Annotated in this window: 16 protein-coding genes and 1 pseudogene; 11 read left to right on the forward strand and 6 right to left on the reverse strand. The window is 60.2% G+C overall.

Features of this window, described 5'->3' with window-relative positions; genetic code table 11:
- Window positions 1-3: 3 nt before the first annotated feature.
- The 4 genes from nthA to oxdA form a co-directional block, all read right to left on the reverse strand.
- Window positions 4-597: a nitrile hydratase subunit alpha gene (nthA, locus tag LRO94_RS14295; RefSeq protein ID WP_032891454.1), complete on the reverse strand. Its 594-nt coding sequence runs from the start codon at window positions 595-597 to the stop codon at window positions 4-6.
- A 78-nt stretch (window positions 598-675) separates the two neighbouring features.
- The gene (locus LRO94_RS14300) at window positions 676-2,190 is read right to left on the reverse strand and encodes an amidase (RefSeq protein ID WP_179179002.1); all 1,515 of its coding nucleotides are present in this window, start codon (window positions 2,188-2,190) and stop codon (window positions 676-678) included.
- Between the two features lie 180 nt (window positions 2,191-2,370).
- Window positions 2,371-3,237 (reverse strand): transporter, encoded by an 867-nt coding sequence (locus LRO94_RS14305; protein WP_032891456.1) that lies wholly within the window; start codon window positions 3,235-3,237, stop codon window positions 2,371-2,373.
- Between the two features lie 83 nt (window positions 3,238-3,320).
- Window positions 3,321-4,379, reverse strand: a complete 1,059-nt coding sequence (oxdA, locus tag LRO94_RS14310; protein WP_099602447.1) for an aliphatic aldoxime dehydratase — start codon at window positions 4,377-4,379, stop codon at window positions 3,321-3,323.
- A 568-nt stretch (window positions 4,380-4,947) separates the two neighbouring features.
- On the opposite strand from oxdA, the gene LRO94_RS14315 reads away from it, so the two are divergent.
- Window positions 4,948-5,883, forward strand: a complete 936-nt coding sequence (locus LRO94_RS14315; RefSeq protein ID WP_179179001.1) for a helix-turn-helix domain-containing protein — start codon at window positions 4,948-4,950, stop codon at window positions 5,881-5,883.
- A gap of 40 nt (window positions 5,884-5,923) precedes the next feature.
- Here LRO94_RS14315 and LRO94_RS14320 read toward each other — a convergent pair.
- Window positions 5,924-6,298 (reverse strand): annotated as a pseudogene (locus LRO94_RS14320) (ATP-binding cassette domain-containing protein); the annotation flags it as partial.
- A gap of 84 nt (window positions 6,299-6,382) precedes the next feature.
- Between LRO94_RS14320 and LRO94_RS14325 the strand changes: the two are divergent.
- From LRO94_RS14325 to LRO94_RS14355, 7 genes are all read left to right on the forward strand, one after another.
- Window positions 6,383-8,191, forward strand: coding sequence for an ABC transporter ATP-binding protein (locus tag LRO94_RS14325; protein WP_122757643.1), 1,809 nt, complete (start codon window positions 6,383-6,385; stop codon window positions 8,189-8,191).
- A 208-nt stretch (window positions 8,192-8,399) separates the two neighbouring features.
- Complete coding sequence (locus LRO94_RS14330) at window positions 8,400-9,347, forward strand: AraC family transcriptional regulator (protein ID WP_032891460.1); 948 nt, start codon at window positions 8,400-8,402, stop codon at window positions 9,345-9,347.
- A gap of 107 nt (window positions 9,348-9,454) precedes the next feature.
- Complete coding sequence (locus LRO94_RS14335; protein WP_179179000.1) at window positions 9,455-10,831, forward strand: Rieske 2Fe-2S domain-containing protein; 1,377 nt, start codon at window positions 9,455-9,457, stop codon at window positions 10,829-10,831.
- Window positions 10,828-11,316, forward strand: coding sequence for a benzoate 1,2-dioxygenase small subunit (gene benB, locus LRO94_RS14340; protein WP_095184815.1), 489 nt, complete (start codon window positions 10,828-10,830; stop codon window positions 11,314-11,316). The genes LRO94_RS14335 and benB overlap by 4 nt, the downstream gene beginning before the upstream one ends.
- Window positions 11,317-11,326: 10 nt before the next feature.
- A complete protein-coding gene (gene benC / locus LRO94_RS14345; RefSeq protein ID WP_032891463.1) occupies window positions 11,327-12,349 on the forward strand; it encodes a benzoate 1,2-dioxygenase electron transfer component BenC in 1,023 nt (340 codons plus the stop codon).
- Between the two features lie 10 nt (window positions 12,350-12,359).
- Window positions 12,360-13,121 carry a 1,6-dihydroxycyclohexa-2,4-diene-1-carboxylate dehydrogenase gene (locus LRO94_RS14350; RefSeq protein WP_095184814.1) on the forward strand — a complete coding sequence of 254 codons (762 nt, stop codon included), beginning with the start codon at window positions 12,360-12,362 and terminating at the stop codon, window positions 13,119-13,121.
- A gap of 54 nt (window positions 13,122-13,175) precedes the next feature.
- Window positions 13,176-14,510, forward strand: coding sequence for an MFS transporter (locus LRO94_RS14355; protein WP_122753280.1), 1,335 nt, complete (start codon window positions 13,176-13,178; stop codon window positions 14,508-14,510).
- A gap of 138 nt (window positions 14,511-14,648) precedes the next feature.
- On the opposite strand, the gene LRO94_RS14360 is transcribed toward LRO94_RS14355, so the two are convergent.
- A complete protein-coding gene (locus LRO94_RS14360) occupies window positions 14,649-15,563 on the reverse strand; it encodes a LysR substrate-binding domain-containing protein (protein WP_028616088.1) in 915 nt (304 codons plus the stop codon).
- Between the two features lie 247 nt (window positions 15,564-15,810).
- Between LRO94_RS14360 and LRO94_RS14365 the strand changes: the two genes are divergently transcribed.
- The 3 genes from LRO94_RS14365 (at window position 15,811) to LRO94_RS14375 (ending at window position 20,361) form a co-directional block, all read left to right on the forward strand.
- The gene (locus tag LRO94_RS14365) at window positions 15,811-16,833 is read left to right on the forward strand and encodes a zinc-dependent alcohol dehydrogenase family protein (protein WP_032891466.1); all 1,023 of its coding nucleotides are present in this window, start codon (window positions 15,811-15,813) and stop codon (window positions 16,831-16,833) included.
- Between the two features lie 706 nt (window positions 16,834-17,539).
- Window positions 17,540-18,958, forward strand: a complete 1,419-nt coding sequence (locus LRO94_RS14370; protein ID WP_032891467.1) for a hypothetical protein — start codon at window positions 17,540-17,542, stop codon at window positions 18,956-18,958.
- Window positions 18,955-20,361 carry an aminotransferase-like domain-containing protein gene (locus LRO94_RS14375; RefSeq protein ID WP_032891468.1) on the forward strand — a complete coding sequence of 469 codons (1,407 nt, stop codon included), beginning with the start codon at window positions 18,955-18,957 and terminating at the stop codon, window positions 20,359-20,361. Before LRO94_RS14370 ends, LRO94_RS14375 begins: the two co-directional genes overlap by 4 nt.
- The last annotated feature ends 70 nt before the right edge of the window (window positions 20,362-20,431 follow it).

Consider the following 20,431-nt stretch of genomic DNA (forward strand, 5'->3'; position numbering starts at 1 on the left):
CGGTTACGCGACGTACGGTAGCGCCACGCCAATAAGGACATCCTTGGTAATCAATTTTCGAAGCGCCTCTTCATCCATGGATTCGCTGCCCTTTGGCCGCAGAGGCAGCACCAGATAGCGGCTTTCGGCGCTGGTGTCCCACACCTTGATGGAGACCCCGTCCGGCAGCTCCGTGCCCAGCTCCCGCAGCACGGTGCGCCCTTCGCGAACCAGTCGGGCGCGGAACTCGAAGCCCTTGTACCACTCCGGCGGCAAGCCCAGGACGGGCCAGTTGGTGCAGGAGCACAGGCTGCACACAATCACGTTTTTCACGCTGGGCGTGTCTTCCAGCGCAACAATGTATTCACCCTGCGGGCCGGTATAGCCAAATTGAGCGCACGCAGCGGTACCGTCCTTGAGCAGCAGTTCGCGAAACTGTGGGTCCACCCATGCCTTGGCCACTACCCGAGCACCGTTCTGCGGGCTCCATTCGTGTGCCATGAGCTGTGTCATGTGCTCGATGTAACCGTCGGGGATCAGGTCTTTTTGTTTGAGCACTTGCAGTAACGCCTGTGCTCGCTCACCCGGGGTTGATGGTTTTATTTCAGGTGTGGTCATCAGTTGGTTCCTCATCGTTGAGCTTCTAGGCAGCGCCCGGCGGCTTATTCTTTTGCGCTGCATGGGACGCATCGGCTACTAGCTGTTTTTCCAGTCAACCGATGCCTCGAAAGCCGCCGCAGCCTGGTAAATCGTGCCTTCGGCATAGTGTTTGCCCACTAGCATCAGCCCGACAGGTAAACCGTCTACCAGGCCGCAGGGAATCGACATGGCCGGATGGCCAGTGATGTCCTGTGCGGAGGCATTGCCGATCATTTCCAACGCTCGGGCCACGTACTCGGTGATCGAGCAACCGGGCTCCGGGTGGGGTTGGGCAATGATCGGCACGGTGGGCATCACCAGCAGGTCATAGCGCGCCAATGCGGCGTCATACCCGGAGCGTGCCAGGCGCCTGAGGTTTTGTGCCTTGGCGTAGAAGCGACCGTTGTAGCGCTCCAGACCGTATTGCCCGACGAACATGCACAGCTTGAGAGAGGCGGACAGGTCATTCGCCTGATCGCGCCATCCGGCTTGTTTGTCCAGCAACCCGAGGTCATATAGCCCTTGCCAGTTAAAGCCGGCCCCATTGCCGTGCATCATCTGCATCATCAGGCCCTCACAGCCGATGGGGTGCCACAGCGAACCGGCAATCTTGTGCTCAGGCACTGACACCTCTTCGACGTGCGCGCCCATCCGTGCAAATGCGTCGATGGCATTGCGCACAGACGAGGCAACACGCGGATCCTGGTTGGGCAGTTCAAAGCCTTCGCGCAGGACGCCGATCCTCAGCCCGCTTACACCGCGCTCCAGGTAATCACAGTAAGCGTCGACCTGGGGCGCGGCTTGTCGCGGGTCGAGCCCATCCGCTCCCGCCATGACCTCCAGCATCAAGGCGTTGTCCCGTACGTTTGCCGTGATGGGGCCGGCATGATCGATAGTCGCCTCAATGGCCATGATCCCGGTGTAAGGCACCAGTCCGTGGGTCGGCTTCATTCCGTAAGTGCCGCAGAATGCGGAAGGAATCCGGATTGACCCGCCCTGGTCACCGCCGACTGCCAGGTCGACCTCGCCCGCGGCAACCAGTGCTGCGCTGCCGGAAGACGACCCACCCGAGGCAAATCCGTGGCGATAGGGGTTGTGCACCGGCGCCGGATCGGAGGTGTGACTACCACCGGATAGGCAGTAATGCTCGCATGTTGCCTTGCCGAGGATGGTTGCGCCGGCATCCAGCAAGCGGGAGACAACGGTGGCATCGAATGAGGGAACGAAGCCTTCAAGGGGCTTTGCACCATTCATCATCGGTACGCCAGCGAGTGAAATATTGTCCTTGAGTGCGACGGTTTTATTCGCCAACTTGCCTTCGCGGGCGCCGCTGACTTCCGTTCGGTAGTACCAGGCGTTGAGTGGGTTGTGTGCAGTCGAGGGTCGATAGCCCGAGCTGCGTTCGTAACGTACCGGCGGAATGAAGTCAGGCAGCTCGTCAATCAGGTCATAAGCGTCGAAGCTTGACTGCATAAGAGCCAGGTATTCATGGGCTTGCTCCGCACTTATCTGCATGTGCAGGCTGGTCGATACATCCAATAGCTGTTCAAGGGTGGGGCGAACAATTGGCATGGTTGGGCTGTCCTTATCGTAAGTGGCCGAAGAGCGCTGCGGCTCATCAAATTCAGTGGGCCTGGCGCTCAAGATAGTCCGCGCCTCAAGTCGCAGGCTTGGTTGAGAAAGACATCGACTTGGCTGAGCCGGACACCGCTGTGCAAAGGCGCAAAGCGCACGCGGTCGCAGATCCTTGGGTTAAAAAATGCGCGCATAACGCAGGTTCATGCGGAAGTCTTCCTTGGTGCCGTTGTCCACCGAAAGGTCCTTGCCCAACTGCAGTTGAATCTGGTCTTGGGGGGTGACGAATTTGGTCGCGGTGAGACGAAAGTTGGTGGTGCCCAACTCGTTATCCTGATTGACGTGCTCAATGTTCGTCTCGCCCCCCCAGGTACGCCCGAAGCCGATACCAAATGCGGTGCTGGCGTCTGGCATGTAACGCCCCATGATCTGTGCTGCGTAGGAAACGTCCTGCTTCATACGGTCTGCATTTGCGCCGTAATCAGTGTTGTCGCCATACCAGGTAGCACCGCCAACCAGGTCCATCGCCCATTTTTCTGTGAAGTGTTTGACGTACGCACTCTGCAGTTCGAATTTCCAGCGGTTCTCTCCGAGATTGAGCGCGTCCTCCTTGTCATACGTACCAGTAGGCACATACAGGTAGGGGGCGATGCTGAGGGTGTCGCGGGCCTCGTTGAACCGCCATTTGACTGGTGCGGTGAGGATCAAGTCGCCAACGCCGCGAGTACTGCCCAGCGCTGAGGCGTCACCTGCGCTGGAGACGTGTCCGAAAGGCAAAAGAAATTGCGGGTCGATGGTGACGGTGTCAGAGAGTGCGTAGACATGCAGTAGACGCAGGATGCCGACGTCAGAGCTCACGTTGAAGTCAGAGCTGACCTTGTGTCCGTTGCTATAAGCCGAGTCCGTGGTGGCGTGCTGGTAGTAAATCGCCCCGATCGTAGCGCCGACCGGATATTGCTCATAATCGCCGGGCGCTACTTCACCGGCGTTGGCGTGAAGCACGGGCAACAGAGTAGAGAGCGTCAACAGGCGGATCTTATTCATCATTTATTCCTCGCACAGGGAGACCGGCCACCCGAGGAGGGTGGCAAGGCGGCAAAAGTTGGGGAGGTAAACGCCGATGGCGCTCAGGTCGTTGGTGGCAGCGCGTCGCGCAACATACCGGTCTGCGAGTGACAGTTGATGTACTCGAATACCTGGCTCTTGGCGTCCGACACGGATACTTCGTGGTACAGCCTTAACTTCTTCAAACCTGCGGCCACGCGGAAAAACGTCACGAAAATACGCAGGTGAGTCGGGTGAGACTCAGCCCAGCGTTCGAGTTTCTCAACCGAGCGCCAGTGACCGATGTTGTAGCTCAGGTCGAGAAAGTTGCCGTCCAGGTCGATATTGCGCACGAACCTGTTGCTGTAGCAGCCCAACGTTTGGCCGTTGTCACGCAGGAAGTCCATGCCGTCCTGCAACGTCGGCAAGATTTCGTCGATGTAGAGTGAGCGCTCCTCTGCCTCGGCATCCGCCCAGTCCTGGCCGGAGCGAATCAGTGTGAGGTTGTCATGCCCCAGGACCAGGACCCGTCCGCCCTGGGTCGGGTCACCCGCGATCACCTGTAGCTCGCTCGTGGGATTCATCCAATCCGTCTGGGAGATCGGGAAACGGTCGCGCATTGAACCCCAGTAACCGTGCTCTTCGATCTCTCCGCTGGTCGTATCCATTACCGCGCCGACACCGGGCAGGTTCTCCTGGAACGCGTACAACGTCTCGAACTGCTCGGTGCGCGGCGCGGTGATTTCACGGAAATAACCAAGGCTTTCACCGAGCCGATCCGCCGAACTCCACCAGTCATTCACTGGGGGGGAACGCAACCAGCGACAGTGGGCGCCTGGGTCTTTCCAGTACCCGACCACAATCAAATTATCAAAGCCGCTGCTGTCGGTGTGGTGGGTCAAATCGTAAGTCTGCGGGCCATCTGGCAGGCTGAAACTGCTGACGATGTGACGCATTGCCTGCAATGCAGGCTCGCGCTGGGCATCGCCGCGATATTGCACGCCAAGATAGGCCATCACCACTTGTTCCAGTTGCTCGTCAGCGCGTGCGACCCACATAGGGAACGGCGGTTGATACTCGTCCGGTACACGGCGGGACAGGGTGCGCGGGCATTTGAGATGTGTGTCGATTGCAGATTCCATCTTGAGCTCCTCGTTATTTTCGTTCAGGCCTACGGTTGGGCGTCAGCGCGTCGGTGGTGGGTCGCGCTTGGCGATCTGCCGTCGCTGCAGCAGTTGCATGGCACTCCATTCAATCAACCAATAAGCCGACTCTTCAGGCGCAAGGTCGCGCCTCTGCAGAAGCCAGGAGGAATCAGCCAATCGTTTTGAGTCGTGTCGATGCATGGCGTGCCTCATCAGCGAATGAATGAGCTGCTGTGAGGTGGAAATTAGGCTGGGCGAGGAGGGGGCGCTTTGTTCGGCGAGACAACCATTTGGTTGGAAAAGACAAGGCTGAGGCTGACGTTCACCCGTGATCCGCGCTGGTGCGCGTGAGCCGACCGAGTGACGTGCGATGCCCTTAAATGGTGATGGCTGCACCGTGCGACAGCCTCCGAAGGCTGCCGAAAGTCGCGAGGGGCATCACATGGCAGCGTACTCAAGCAGGCCTGCTACTGCGCTTGGCCTGTTAATTGCCTTTCATAGCTGAAAATTGGTCGCACGTTACAACGTCTCCAGCGCCTCTTGCATCGTTGTCGAGGTCAGTGTCATGAACCCAAGCTCTCAGTATTCGACCCTTGCTGTTCCGGCACCACGTCGGTTTGATTATTGGAAAGAAGTGGTCTGTCGCCACTGCCTGGCGGCCGATAGCAAACCCATGTCCCAGAGCAGCTTTGATGGCTCGCTCACCGTTAATACAGTCGGCGAATTGGACATCTGCTCGCTGTCTTCGCCGCTGCATTACTGGGAGCGTTCCGAGCAGCACCTGCGCAGCGGTCCGGCCGAAGATTTATGGTTGGGTTTCGCTCGAAATGGTCATGGGCAAATAGAACAAGGCTCAAGAAAAGCCAGCCTGGCAACTGGCAATTTGTTTCTTTATGACGCAACTCAGGCGTTTCGCTTCAGCCTGGGTGGTACCGAAAACCACTTGATCCGTATTCCCAGAGCGTTGCTCACCGAGCGCCTGCCGCGTATTGCCGAGTACACCGCGATGGTCCTCGACGACCGGCGTCCCGGCGTAGTTCCCTTACGCGAAATGCTGCATCAGGCCGCGAGCACGCCTGCGTCGCTGCAGGATGAGCGCATCTCGAATCGTTACTCAAGTACGTTGCTTGATCTGCTTGTGATCAGCCTGGAACTCCAGGAGCTGAAAACAAGCCACCAGGAGATGGACCTCTACGGCCGCATCATGAAGTACATACAACGACACTTGACCGAGCCGGACCTGTCGATTGAAGCCATCGCCAAAGCCCACAATGTGTCCACCCGAACCGTTACACGGGCCTTCGCACGCTACCAGAAAACCCCCGTTGCAGAGATTTGGAAAGAGCGCCTGAATGCCAGTCGAGAAGCGATTGAGCGCGGCCAGGTACGCAGCGTGTCCGAGGCGGCGCTGGACTTCGGGTTTTCTGACTTTTCCCATTTCAGCCATGCGTTTCGCAAGGCATTTGGTGTGGCGCCGAATACGCTGTTACGCCGCAATTGAAATTGCCGGGGTAGCAAATCGTTGAGAAAAGGGGTGCTTACTCGGTGACGTCCTGTTGCTCAAACCACACCCACCCGCGGCTGGGTTTTTCCAGGCCGAGGTCGATGCGCAGCGCGGTGCTTTTGCCTGAGCCTGACTCGCCGACAATCGCCAGGGTCTGCCCGGGGTAGACCTGCAGGCTCAGGTCCTCCAGCGCCACAAAGGTCGCGTCTTCGCCCTGACCTTGGGCAGCGCGAACGTCTTGCCAACGTTTTGCAGTTGCAGGATCGGCGGCTACGTCGGGTCCGGCCGGGCCACTGGCTGGCGGCGCTTGTCGAACGCCGGCGCGGCGGCGATCAAGGCGCGGGGGTAGTCATGCTGCGGCGCGCCGAGAAACTGCCGTGGTTGCCCCTTGCTCCACCACTTGCCCCTGTCGCCTCGCCGTTGGATGTGCGCAACGTCATCGCCTGTCATAATCCGCCCATCTCACCCCAGCCCCCACACGGAGTCCATGCCATTCATGGTGCTGTTCAATCGATTGAGCGCGTTTTCCATCCAGGCGCGCAGGGCACTGAAGCTGGTGTGGGGGACGTCGCGTCCCTTATTCATAGGCCTGCTGCTGGCCACCATCGTTGCCGGTCTGTTGCCTGCGCTGGCTGCCTGGATCGGCCAGCGTATTGTCGATGGCGTGGTGCACGCGATGCAGATTCATGCAGCCGGCAGCCAGGCGCCCGTGTGGCCAGTGATGCAGTACGTGCTGGCCGAGGCGGGCGTGTTGGCGCTGCTGGCCGCCGCTCAGCGCGCGCTGTCAATGCAGCAATCGTTGCTGCGGGTGCAGTTGGGGGTGAAGGTCAACCTGATGATTCTGGAGAAAGCCCAGACCCTCTCACTCCTGCAGTTTGAAGACGCCGAGTTCCACGACAAGCTGGTGCGCGTGCGTCAGGGCGCGTCGACACGGCCGCTGAGCCTGGTCACCAAGGGCCTGGGGCTCGTGCAGAACCTGATCGCGCTGATCAGCTTTGCCGTGCTGTTAGTGCACTTTTCGCCGTGGGCGCTGGTGATTCTGGTGGTCGGCGCCTTACCGGTGTTCTTCGCCGAGACGCATTTCTCGGGCAATGCGTTTCGCCTGTTCCACCGGCGCGCGCCCGAGACCCGTCAGCAGAATTACCTGGAATCGCTGCTGTCCCACGAGACTCATGCCAAAGAGGTCAAGCTGTTCGGCCTGGCGCCGCTGTTCCTCAAGCGCTACCGCGACAACGCCCGGCGCTTGTACACCGAAGACCGCCAGTTGACGGTGCGTCGGGATGCCTGGGGCTTTGCCCTGGGCCTGCTCGGTACCGCGGCGTTTTATGTGGCTTACGCCTGGGTGGTGCTGGACACCGTGCGCGGCCAGACCAGCCTGGGACAGATGACCATGTACATCGTGCTGTTCAAGCAGGGGCAAAGCGCGATCACCGCCAGCCTCAGCGCGATTGCCGGCCTGTATGACGACAGTCTGTTTCTGTCGGACCTTTATGAGTACCTGCTAACCCCTGTGGTCGTGCCGAGTGGCCGCCTTACCCAGGGCGCGCGTCCCGGCGACGGTCTGCGCTGCGAGCACGTAGGGTTCAGTTACCCCGGCGCTGAGCGGCAGGCATTGACTGACATCAACCTGCATTTGGCGCCGGGGCAAAGCCTGGCCCTGGTGGGCGAGAATGGCTCGGGCAAAACCAGCCTGATCAAACTGCTAACGCGCCTGTATACCCCGCACGAGGGGCGCATTCTGCTGGATGGCAGCGACTTGCAAGACTGGGATGAACAGACACTGCGCCAGCGCATTGGGGTGATTTTCCAGGATTACATCCGCTACCAGATGACCGTCGGCGAGAACCTTGGAGTGGGTGACGTCGATGCGCTGAACGATGAGGCGCGTTGGCGCACGGCCGCCACCCAGGGGGTGGCCGCCGAATTCATCGAGCGCCTGAGCAGGGCATACGGCACACAGTTAGGGCGCTGGCTTGGTGGCCAGGAGTTGTCGGGAGGGCAATGGCAGAAAGTCGCCTTGTCACGCGCGTATATGCGCCAGGAGGCGGATCTGCTGATTCTTGACGAGCCGACGGCTGCGCTGGACGCCGGCGCCGAGGCGGCGGTGTTCGAGCACTTTCGCGAACACGCCAAGGGCCGCATGACGTTGTTGATTTCCCATCGATTCTCCAGCGTGCGCAATGCCGACCACATCATCGTGCTGGACGGCGGGCGAATCCTGGAGGAGGGCAGCCATCAACAGCTGATGGTAGCGGGTGGGCGCTATGCCGAGTTGTTCGATGTTCAGGCGCGGGGGTATCGCTAGGTCCCCGTCCAATCCGGCCAAGCGTATTGTTTCAAAGTTTTAGGCCAACATTCTCACCTCAAGCCCTGCGCGCCCCGACGCAGCGCTGAAAGCCTGGCGCAGAACGCCCGACAATACCTCCAGGGTATCCCTTCAGACTTTATCCATATTGGACGCCCCCCTACCCAGGCGTCAGCCTGAGCCCAATAACTATAAAAGAGCCGCAACCATGACCGTGCTATTGAGTGAGCGCAGCCAGATTTTCCAGGGCGCCGATGCCTACGCGGTGTCGGACTACGTCAACCAGCACGTGGGCAGCCACTGCATTCGCCTGCCTCCCAAGGGCCGGCCCCGGGCGAGTATCAGCCATCGCACCTTCGCCAGCCTGGACCTGTGCCGCATCAGCTACGGCGCACCGGTACGGGTCACATCGGTGGCGCTGGAGACCATCTATCACCTGCAGATCCTGTTGAGCGGGCATTGCCGCTCCAGCTCCCGTGGCGAGAATAACGTGTTCGGGCCGGGGGAAATCCTGCTGATCAACCCGGACGACCCGGTAGACCTGACCTATTCCGCCGACTGCGAGAAATTCATCATCAAACTGCCGGTGCGCCTGCTGGAAAACGCCTGCCTGGAGCAGCACTGGAGCCTGCCGCAGGTGGGTATCCGCTTCGCGACGGCCCGCCACGCGCTCAGTGAAATGGGCGGCTTCCTGCCGTTGCTCGGGCTGATCTGTCATGAGGCAGAAAACGCTGCCGAGCCCCACATGCAGGGCCTGTACGAACGCATCTTGGCCAACAAGCTGCTGGCATTGCTGGGCAGCAACGTGTTGCGGGTGATCCCCCAGGCTGCCCACGGCGGTGGGTTTGAAGCGGTGCGCGAATTTATCCAGCAGCACCTGGGCGATGACATCAGCGTCGAGCAGTTAATGGCCGTGGCCAACGTCAGCGAACGTTCGCTGTACAGCCTGTTTGCGCGCCAGGTGGGGCTGTCACCGCGCGACTATGTACGCCGCTGCAAGCTCGAACGGGTGCACGCACGCTTGCAACTGAGCAGCACGCGCAGCGTGACCGAGGTGGCTTTGGACCATGGCTTCATGCACCTGGGGCGGTTTTCCGAGGCCTATCGCAAACGTTTCGGCGAACTGCCGTCGCAGACCTGGAAACGCCATCGTTAAGCGACGTGCGCCTGGCGGATAGCGATGTGCAGGCAGCGGATATTGACGCGCAGGGCGAACACGTACGGTGAGGGTGCCTGATACAAGAACAACGGAGGGCCCGCCCCATGATCAGTACACTCGACCGACTCGCCTGCCAATTGCGCGAGTCCGTACAGGAAGACCCCGCCACTGGGGTATTCCGCTGCCGCCGCGACATCTTTACCGACCCCGACCTGTTTGCCCTGGAGATGAAACACATCTTCGAAGGCGGCTGGATCTACCTGGCCCATGAAAGCCAGGTGCCGGAGATCAACGATTACTTCACCACCTGGATCGGCCGCCAGCCGGTGGTCATCACCCGTGACAAACACGGCGCGCTGCATGGTCTGGTCAACGCCTGCGCGCATCGCGGCGCCATGCTGTGCCGGCGCAAACAAGGCAATAAGGGCTCATTCACTTGCCCCTTCCATGGCTGGACGTTCAGCAACGCCGGCAAGCTGCTCAAGGTAAAGGACGCGAAGACCGGCGCCTACCCGGACAGTTTCGACTGCGACGGCTCCCATGACCTCAAGCGCCTGGCGCGCTTTGAAAACTACCGCGGTTTCCTGTTCGGCAGCCTCAGCGGTGCGGTCCCGGAACTCAGCGATTACCTGGGCGAAACCCGCGTCATCATCGACCAGATGGTCGACCAGGCTCCTTTGGGCCTGGAGGTGCTGCGCGGCAGCTCATCCTATGTCTATGACGGCAACTGGAAGCTGCAAATCGAAAATGGCGCCGACGGTTACCACGTCAGCTCCGTGCACTGGAACTACTCGGCGACCATGGGCCGGCGCAATTACGAAGCCGAAGGCACGCGCACCGTCGACGCCAATGGCTGGTCGAAAAGCCTGGGCGGCGTCTACGCCTTCGACCACGGGCATATCCTGCTGTGGACGCGCCTGCTTAACCCCGAAGTGCGCCCGGTGCACGCTCACCGCGAGGCCTTGGCCGAACGCCTGGGCCAGGCGCGCGCCGACTTTATCGTCGACCAGACCCGCAACCTCTGCCTCTACCCCAATGTGTACCTGATGGACCAGTTCTCGACCCAGATCCGCGTGGTGCGCCCCCTCGCCGTGGATAAAACCGAAGTGACAATCTATTGCATGGCGCCCATCGGCGAAAACGCCCAGGAGCGCGCCACGCGGATTCGCCAGTACGAAGACTTCTTCAACGTCAGCGGCATGGGCACCCCGGATGACCTCGAAGAATTCCGCGCCTGCCAGACCGGTTACCAGGGCGCGAGCACCCTGTGGAATGACTTGAGCCGTGGCGCCAGGCAGTGGGTCGAAGGCGCGGACGAAAATGCCTTGGCCATGGGCATGCAACCGCAGCTCAGCGGGGTCAAGACCGAGGACGAGGGCTTGTTTGTGCGCCAGCATGCGCACTGGGCCCAAAGCCTGCAGCGTGCGATCGAGCGCGAACAGCAAGGGCTGATTGCCAGCGACCGCGAGGTGCAGCCATGAGCCTTGCCCGTGACCACCTGCTGGATTTTCTCTACCGTGAAGCGCGCCTGCTCGACGACCGACAATGGGATGACTGGCTGGCCTGCTATTCGCCCAAGGCCGAGTTCTGGATGCCCGCCTGGGACGATCACGACACCCTCACCGAAGACCCGCAGCGCGAAATCTCGCTGATCTACTACCCCAACCGTGACGGCCTGGAAGACCGTATCTTCCGCATCAAGACCGAGCGCTCCAGTGCCAGCACGCCCGAGCCGCGCACCGTGCACATGCTGTGCAACCTCGAAGTGCTGGCCGACGACGGCGTGCAGGTGGACCTGCGTTTCAACTGGCATACCCTCAGCCACCGCTACAAAACCACCGACAGTTATTTCGGTACCTCCTTCTATCGCCTCGACATCCGTGCCGAGCAGCCGCTGATCACGCGCAAGAAGGTAGTGCTGAAAAACGACTACATCCACCAAGTCATCGACATCTACCACATCTGAGGACACCGCCATGACGTATGCCATCGCCCTGAACTTCGAGGATGGGGTGACCCGCTTCATCGACTGCAAAGTGGGGGAAAAGGTGCTCGATGCCGCCTTCCGCCAACGCATCAACCTGCCCATGGACTGCTCGGACGGTGTATGCGGGACCTGCAAATGCCGCTGTGAAACCGGCGCCTACGACTTGGGCGACGACTATATCGACGACGCCCTGAGCGCCGACGAAGCGCAGGCGCGCCAGGTACTGACCTGCCAGATGGTGCCGCAGTCCGACTGCGTGATCGCTGTGCCGGTGCCGTCCAGCGCCTGCAAGACCGGCACTACGCACTTTACCGCGACGCTGGCCGGCATCACCCGACATGCCGATGCCGCGCTGGAGGCGAGTTTCGAGCTGGACCAGGCGCCGGTATTCCTGCCCGGCCAGTACGTGAATATCAGCGTGCCCGACAGTGGGCAGACACGCGCTTACTCCTTCAGCAGTCGCCCGGGCGACACGCGCGCCAGCTTCCTGATCAAGCACGTGCCCGGCGGGTTGATGAGCAGCTGGCTCGAGCGCGCCCAGCCGGGCGACAGCGTCGCGATCACCGGCCCGCTGGGGAGTTTCTACCTGCGTGAGGTGGTGCGGCCGCTGCTGTTACTGGCCGGTGGTACCGGCCTGGCGCCGTTCCTGTCGATGCTTGAAGTGCTCGCGCAGCGCCAGGAAACCCGCCCGATCCGGTTGATCTACGGCGTAACGCGGGATCAGGACCTGGTGATGGTCGAAGCGTTGCAGGCTTTTACCGCGCGTTTGCCTGACTTCAACTTGGTGACCTGCGTGGCTGATCCGCACACCACTCACCCGCGCCAGGGCTATGTGACTCAGCACATGGCTGACGAAGCCCTCAATGGCGGCGATGTCGACGTGTACCTGTGCGGCCCGCCGCCGATGGTCGATGCGGTGCGCGAGCACTTCAAGCAGCAGGGCGTGACCCCGGCCAGCTTCCATTACGAGAAATTCACCCCTAACGCCGTCGCCACGTGCGATGCCGCCTGAGGACTGCCCCATGACTCAACGGTTTAACAACAAGGTCGCGCTGGTCACCGGCGCTGCCCAAGGGATCGGTCGGCGTGTCGCCGAGCGCTTGCTGGAGGAGGGCGCCTGGCTGGTCGCGGTGGATCGCTCCGAGCTTGTGCATGAATTGCAGCATGAGCGAGCGCTGCTGCTGACCGCCGACCTGGAACAATACAGCGAGTGCGCGCGGGTGATGGCCGCCGCCACGGCCCGTTTCGGGCGCATCGACGTGCTGGTCAATAACGTCGGCGGGACCATCTGGGCCAAGCCTTTCGAGCATTACGCCGAGGCCGAAATCGAGGCCGAAGTGCGCCGCTCGCTGTTCCCTACGTTGTGGTGCTGCCATTGCGTGCTGCCCTACATGCTGGAGCAGGGCGAAGGCGCCATCGTCAACGTGTCTTCCGTGGCTACGCGTGGGGTCAATCGCGTGCCGTACGGCGCGGCCAAGGGCGGCGTGAATGCCTTGACGGCCTGCCTGGCCCTGGAGACTGCCGGCAGCGGGATTCGAGTCAACGCCACCGCGCCCGGCGGGACCGAGGCACCGCCACGGCGCATCCCGCGCAACAGCCAGCCGCAGAGCGAGCAGGAGCGCGTGTGGTACCAGCAGATCGTCGACCAGACGCTCGACAGCAGCCCGATGAAACGCTACGGCAGCATCGACGAACAAGCTGGCGCGATTCTGTTCCTGGCCTGCGACGAGGCTTCCTACATCACCGGCGTGACCTTGCCGGTGGGCGGCGGCGACCTCGGCTAAGGCTTTTTCCATCTGCTGACACTGACTCACAACAACAATAAAGAGAGCACTGCCATGCGTAGCCATGATGTCCATTCGATTATCGATAATGCCCCATTCAACCGCTTCCACTGGTTGATCGTGAGCCTGTGTGCCTTGCTGTTGATCTTTGACGGCTATGACTTGTTTATTTACGGCGTGGTCCTGCCGTCAATCATGCGCGAGTGGGGGCTGACGCCGTTGCAGGCTGGCGCCCTGGGCAGCTATGCGCTGTTCGGCATGATGTTCGGTGCGCTGATTTTCGGCACCCTGGCGGACCGTTTCGGGCGCAAGAAAGGCATCGTGTTCTGTTTCACCCTGTTCAGTCTGGCCACCGTGACCAATGGCTTTGCCAGCAGTCCAATCGAGTTCGGTATCTGCCGTTTTATCGCCGGGCTCGGCTGCGGCGGGTTGATGCCCAACGCGGCGGCGCTGATCAACGAATACGCGCCGAAGAAATTCCGCAGCACCCTGATGGCCTTCATGTTCAGCGGCTATTCCCTGGGCGGCATGCTCGCCGCCAGCGTTGGGATTTTCATGCTGCCGGCCTATGGTTGGCAGTCGATGTTTTTTGTGGCGGTGATTCCGCTGCTGCTGTTGCCACTGATTGTTTACTGGCTGCCTGAATCCATCGGCTTCCTGATCCGCCAGGGCCAACAAGACAAGGCTCGCGCGCTGCTTAATCGGTTGTCGCCAGGCACCAGGATCGAGGTCGAAGATGCGCTGGTGATCGCCGACAGCAAAGGTAAAGGCGCCACGGTGGTGGAGCTGTTCCGCCATGGCCTGGCGGTGCGTACGGCGATGATCTGGGTCGCGTTTTTCTGTTGCCTGCTGATGGTCTATGCATTGAGTTCGTGGCTGCCCAAGCTGATGGCCGGCGCCGGTTACAGCCTGGGGTCGAGCCTGTCGTTCCTGATCGCGCTGAACCTGGGCGGCATGGCCGGGGCGCTGCTCGGCGGCCGTTTGGGCGACCGCCTGAACCTGGTGAAAGTTGTGATCTGCTTCTTCGCCGCCGCCATGGTCTCGATCAGCCTGCTGGGCATCAACAGCCCGATGCCGGTCCTGTACCTGCTGATCTTCGTCGCGGGTGCCACCACCATTGGTACGCAGATCCTGCTCTACGCGGGGGCTGCGCAGCTCTACGGCTTGTCGATTCGCGCCACAGGCCTGGGCTGGGCGTCCGGCATCGGTCGCAATGGCGCGATTGTCGGCCCGCTGTTAGGCGGCGCGCTGATGGCGATCGAACTGCCTCTGCAACTGAATTTCATGGCCTTCGCCATCCCCGGCGCGATTGCGGCGCTGGCGATGACGGTATTTGCCCTGAATGAGCGGCGCACCCGTATCGCCATGCCCGACGCCGTGGCGCTGTGACTGCCAAATGCTCATGGGCAATGGTCCAGTGCGCAGCGCGAACTCGGTGGCGTGTGGTGTCGTACTTTGGCCACATGCACTGAAAGGACGTGAGCATGGAGGTGGGGTTGATCGGCCGGACAGCCTGTCAGGCGAACCCTAAAGACTGTCAGGGTCGCCAAAAAACATCTGAATCCGCGACCGCAACCACCGCTCCCCCGGATCATTGTCCTGCGACCCACGCCAGGCCATGTGCAGTTCAAACGAGCGCACCGGTAACGGTGGGTCTTCGGCGCGCAAGCCGCCGGCGGATGTCAGCGCTTCAGCCGCATAATCCGGTACGGTCGCGAGGATATCGGTGCCCGCCAGCAGGGTGCCCAGACCGTTGAACTGCGGCACGGCAAGCACCACATGGCGCTTGCGGTCGAGCTTTTCCAGCTCTTCATCGATAAACCCGCTCAAGTCACCGGCAAACGATACCAAGGCATGGGGGCGGGCGCAGAAGTCGTCCAGGCTCAGGGAGCCGGGCACGCTGTCGGCGCGCAGCAGTTTGGGCAGGCTGCGGCGCAACACTTTGCGCTTGGCGTTGGCGGGGAGGTCGGCGGTGTAGCTGACGCCGATGGAGATTTCGCCAGAGGCCAGCAGGCCCGGCATCAGGATGTAGTTGACGCGACGCACCACCAGCACGATGCCTGGGGCTTCAGCTCGCAGGCGTTTGAGCAGTTGAGGCAGTAGGGCGAATTCGACATCGTCGGACAGGCCGATGCGGAACACGGCGGTGCTGGTTGCCGGGTCGAACTCGGCGGCGCGGCTGACGGCGGTTGAGATTGAGTCGAGGGCCGGCGAGAGCAGGGCGAAGATTTCCACCGCTCGGGCCGATGGCTCCATGCTGCGCCCGGTGCGTACAAACAGCGGGTCGTCAAACAGACCACGCAGCCGCGACAACGCCGCGCTGATGGCTGGCTGGCCGAGAAAGAGTTTCTCGGCGGCACGGGTCACACTGCGCTCATGCATCAAGGTTTCGAATACGATCAAGAGGTTAAGGTCGACACGACGCAGGTCGTTACGGTTCATCTTGTGTCCTGGAAGAGTCAGCTAGCTTGACGTGAGCGGCCACATGGAAACGATGACCAGCATTAATCTTACGGGGAAAGGCTGGTACTCTGCACAGGATAATTGAGTTTTCCTACGATAGTTGGGGTCTATTCCTCAGGCGTGGAATCGATGACAGGCATGTCGACTATTAATGGCGACCTGTGGTCTTACCCGCAAAGCCCAGATAAAGTTCATGGCATTAGAGGTTACTTTGACGAGGTTTGCGATGTCCCGCACGATCCGTTTTCACAAGTTTGGTCCGGCCGAGGTGCTCAAATGCGAAGAGCATGCAGCCGCGCAGCCTGCACCGGGCGAAGTGCAGGTGCGTGTCGAGGCGATTGGCATCAGTTGGTATGACATTTTGTGGCGCCAGAACCTGGCGTCTTCCCACGCCCGTCTTCCATCTGGCCTTGGCCACGAGATGGCTGGGGTGGTGGTCGCCCTTGGCGAGGGCGTGGACGACTTGGTTGTGGGCGATAAGGTGGCCAGTTTTCCGGCCGAGAGCCCCAATGATTACCCGGTGTATGGCGAACAAATCGTCATGCCCCGTTCAGCCCTGACTCGCTACCCGGACGTGCTGAGCCCTATTGAAGCGAGCGTGCATTACACGCCGCTGTTGATTGCTTACTTTGCTTATATGGATCTGGCTCGGGTCAAACCGGGGCAATTTGCCCTGGTCACCGATGCGAGCCATTGCGCAGGCCCTTCCTTTGTCCAGCTGGGTAAGGCCCTGGGTGTGCGGGTGATTGCCGCAACCAAGGACAGCGCTGAGCGTGAGTACCTGCTGTCCCTCGGGGCCGAGAAGGTGATCGTCACCGAAGAGCAGGACCTGCTGATGCAAATCAACAAGTTCACCGACAACCGTGGCGTTGACGTGGTGTTCGATGGCTTGGGTGGCCCGCAGATGTCATTGCTCGGCGATGTGCTGGCGCCCCGTGGCAGCTTGGTGCTGTATGGCTTGCAGGGCGGCAACCAGACGCCATTCCCCGCGTGTGCGGCGTTCCAGAAGAACATTCAGTTCTTCGTGCACTGCATCGGTAATTTCACCGGTAAACCGGAGCTGGGCATCATTCAGGACCAGGTGGCATTGCAGCGTGCGTTGCGTGATATCAACCAACTCACCGCCGACCGCGTGCTGCTTCCACTGAAAACCACGGTGTTTCCGTTCAACCAGTTCGTGGAAGCGCACCGTTATATGGACGAATGCCCGTGCCGCGAGCGAGTTGCTTTGCAGGTTGCGGCTGTTTGAGCTGTAGGAGTATTCGTAAATGAGTGTTCCGGTGCCTGAGTGAATGGGGCAAATACGCCATTTGACAGGGCTTAACCCGCTCGCCCCAGAAGGTGCCGATTCGGCACTTTAGCCCCCAAATCCTGCTCTTCCTCCCTGACGCCGCGCTGAATCCCAGTGCGGCGTTGTTGTTTGTGCGTCCCGTACGCGACATCGCGCGCTCATCTGAACTGGTTTTAGGCGGGCTTCTGTATCTATTAATCATTATTCCAGCCTTGATAATTGCGTCTTCACTTTCATCTCAAGGATTGAGCAATGATTGAATCTATGAAAACTCTGCAGATACTTATTCGAACTATGAGTGTGGCGCGCACACGGGCTCGTGACGGAAGGAGCCTTCATAAGTCGTACCTGCCCTGCAAAAGGGAAAGTTGTTTGAGTCTATTTGTCGGACGCCTCTTTAAAAGGCTGATTAAAAATGTGTAGGAACTTGTCGGAAGAGTCCTAAGTCTAGTTTTTTTTTCTGGATTCCCCTTTAGATTCATTTGGTTATGGGTTTTAAGGGTGAGGGATAAACCCCTGGCGATCCCTGTCGTTTTGTTGCGCGGTGCTAGTGTTTAATCATCGGCGCACAATGCGGTGCGCGATTTTCCTACACGCAAAATAGGTCGAGCAAACACTGTCAGCAGTTGCTTGAAACTGATATTTCAACTCAGGTAGTAGAACTATGAGCACTATTCACGAACAGGCTATGAATCATGTCTACCAGCAAGTTCTGCAACGTTTGATTGGGCACTTCACTCGCGCAGGCCGTACCGCCCTGCAGTTATTGGTGCAGCGAATCGTTGTTGCAGCAGGGGGCATGGAGCAGGTTGGGGATTTCAAAGTGCTGGTGGCCCATGGTGGCGGTGAAGTCAGCAGTTATTCCCTGGCATTGCTGCGCGCCGCCCAATTGACCATTGCCGGTCGGGCACCCCGTACCTTTCATCTCAGGGTCGCGACGTTACGGCACGCAGGCATGACCGAGGGCCAACTCGATACCCTCAATCGCGGCTACGGCCGGCTGTTTCTCCACGACGACCCGCGCGTGGAGTTATTGATGGTGGAAAATCGGGAAGTGCAGCCCTTCAACCATCTGCGCCCCGCGTCAGCGATCGGGCGGGAGGTCAGCCAGCGCAATATGTTGATGGTGGGCCACGTGAGTGCCGGGGACTGTCGCGCTACGTTGTGCAACGACACCTACTTGGCGGTCGGTGATTTTTACCAGCGCGTCACCACTTACAACGGAGGCGTCCATGCGCTGGTCAGCGGTGATTCACCGCGTAAGCAGAGTCAGTTTTTAGCCTGGTTCAAGCAAACTGCTCAAAGTGCGGGTATCGCTGTTCCCAAGAGCAGTTCGCTGTCGCTCAACGCGCTGTTTGCGCGCATGGACGAGTGCAGCACCGGTTACTACCGTGATGTATTCGGTGAGGAATACACCGCCAACGATAATCCCAGCAAAGCCGGGCACCGTCACTTGGCCTACATCGGCATCGCCGATCTGCTGGAAGATGTCGACATGGCGTCGGCCCCCTTGTTGACTGAGTTCATGGCTTACGTTCCAGACCCGCTGGGCTTTCACTTCAGCCATCCGGCCTATTCCAATCCGTTGCTGATGGCTCATCTGCGCGGGCTGCAGGCCGAGTTTCTGCATGAACTGGATTATGAAGACGGTGTCGACGGTTTTATCCAGCAGGCCGATGCCTACATGCGTCGCCTGCGTATGCCCGAAGACGTGCTGGCTCAGGCTGGGACCCCTGAAGGGCGGATGCTGTCGAGCACCTACGCCCAGCAATTTTTTGGCCTGGATGAAACTCAGCTGATCTGCATGCTGTTCTCCCCCTTTCTTGATCACGGCCAGCGCTTGGAGGGTTACTTGCGCCAATGCCATCCGGGCATGCTGGTGGCACTGCCCGAATTGCACAAAGTCCTGCAAGGCAAGCCCTGCGCTGAGATGCTGCAGCAGTGGGTAATGGACACCAGCGGCTTGCCCTTGCCCTTGTTGCAGCATCTGTACCGCAAACGGCAGGTGGTCAGTGCGAAAGACGTACGCCAAGACGGTGCGGTCCAAAGTGCGGCTCAGGCCGTGCCATTGTTCGGTCGATGACGCTGCGTGGCGAGCGTCAGGCGGATTTCGCGTATCAGGCGGTCTATCGCTACATGATCAGTCTGATCAACGAAGTCAGCACCGACACCCGGGTAAAACTGCCGTCCCTGCGGCAGTTGGCCGGGCGCCTGAATGTATCGATTTCGACGATTCAGTATGCCTATGCGCTGCTGGAGAAGGAGGGCAGGGTCTATTCGGTGGCCAAGTCCGGTTATTACGCCTGGCCAATGTCCGCAAACCCGATGCCGTGGGCGGGAGGGGATTTGCTCGACCGCTTGTACGCTGCCGCTCGGCGCCCTGGCATGGCGGTCTTCAGCGGTGACGAGCCGGCCTTGCTGGGAGCGCTGGATGAAACGCTGCTGCGACTGGAGCGGGAGTTGGTGCGTCAGTATCCGCCGCAGTTGCAGCCATGGTCCCAGCCATGTGGTGTGTGGGAGTTACGTGCGGCGCTGGCGGCACGTTATACCTCTTCAGCTACGCGCTGCTGGCATGCCGACGATGTGTATATCGGTGCCGACCTTCGTGGTGTGCTGGATATTCTGATCGAAGTGCTGGGCCTGCGGGGCACTACCGTCATCGTGGAGTCACCCTGTGATTGGGTGATCCTGCGGTTGTTGCAGGGCGCTGGGGTGCGCATCATCGAGTTGCCCTGGACGAAGGAGGGCGGTATTGACCGGAACACGTTGGCCAGACTGCTACGCGATGAGTCGGTGCAGTTGGTGTTGCTCTCGTCTTCGGTCAGCCTGCCGTCAGGGGTGGCTATGTCCATTGACGAGCGTCTTTACGTTGCACAACTGCTGGAACAACACGGTTGCTGGTTGCTGGAAAACGACACCTTCGGTGAGCTGGGTTTCGAAGCGCCGCACACGGCATTGCGCGAATTAGTGAACCCTGAGCGGCTGATTGTATTTTCTTCGTTCGAGAAGGTGCTTGGTTCTGAAGCTCCTTATGGGTATCTGCTGTCCCGACGCATGAGCAACGAGTTACAGCGCCAATTCTTGTTGCGCTCATTCCGCTTATCGTCGATCCGTCAGCGAGCGATTGCCCGCCTGTACCAAAGCGGGCGACTGGACCAGCACCTGCGCGTACTGCGCCAGCAGTTGAGCGAGCAGGCCGTGCAAATGAGTCAGCGCCTGGAGCAGCACCTGGGCGACCAGGTGACCTATCGGATGCCTGCCGCCGGTGCCGCCTTTTGGCTGGCCTCCAGCCGTGCGGTGGACATGCGTCAGGCATTCCAGCGGTTGCTGGGCCGGCAGGTAGTGATCTCGCCCGGCGAGTTGTTCAGTGTCAGCGGGCTGCATCAACAAAACCTGCGCTTGAGTCACACCTTTCACGGGCAGCCTAATCTGGATATTGCACTGGCAGCGTTGAGTGACGCACTGCGGCAGGCGCAGACTGGGTGAAATTTCTCTTACGGTTGTAGGATCGATACCGTCGCGCCGTAGTCGAACTCTCAGTAAACTGCCATTTTTC

The organism is Pseudomonas sivasensis (genome assembly GCF_021391435.1).
In the GTDB taxonomy this organism is placed as follows: domain Bacteria; phylum Pseudomonadota; class Gammaproteobacteria; order Pseudomonadales; family Pseudomonadaceae; genus Aquipseudomonas; species Aquipseudomonas sivasensis.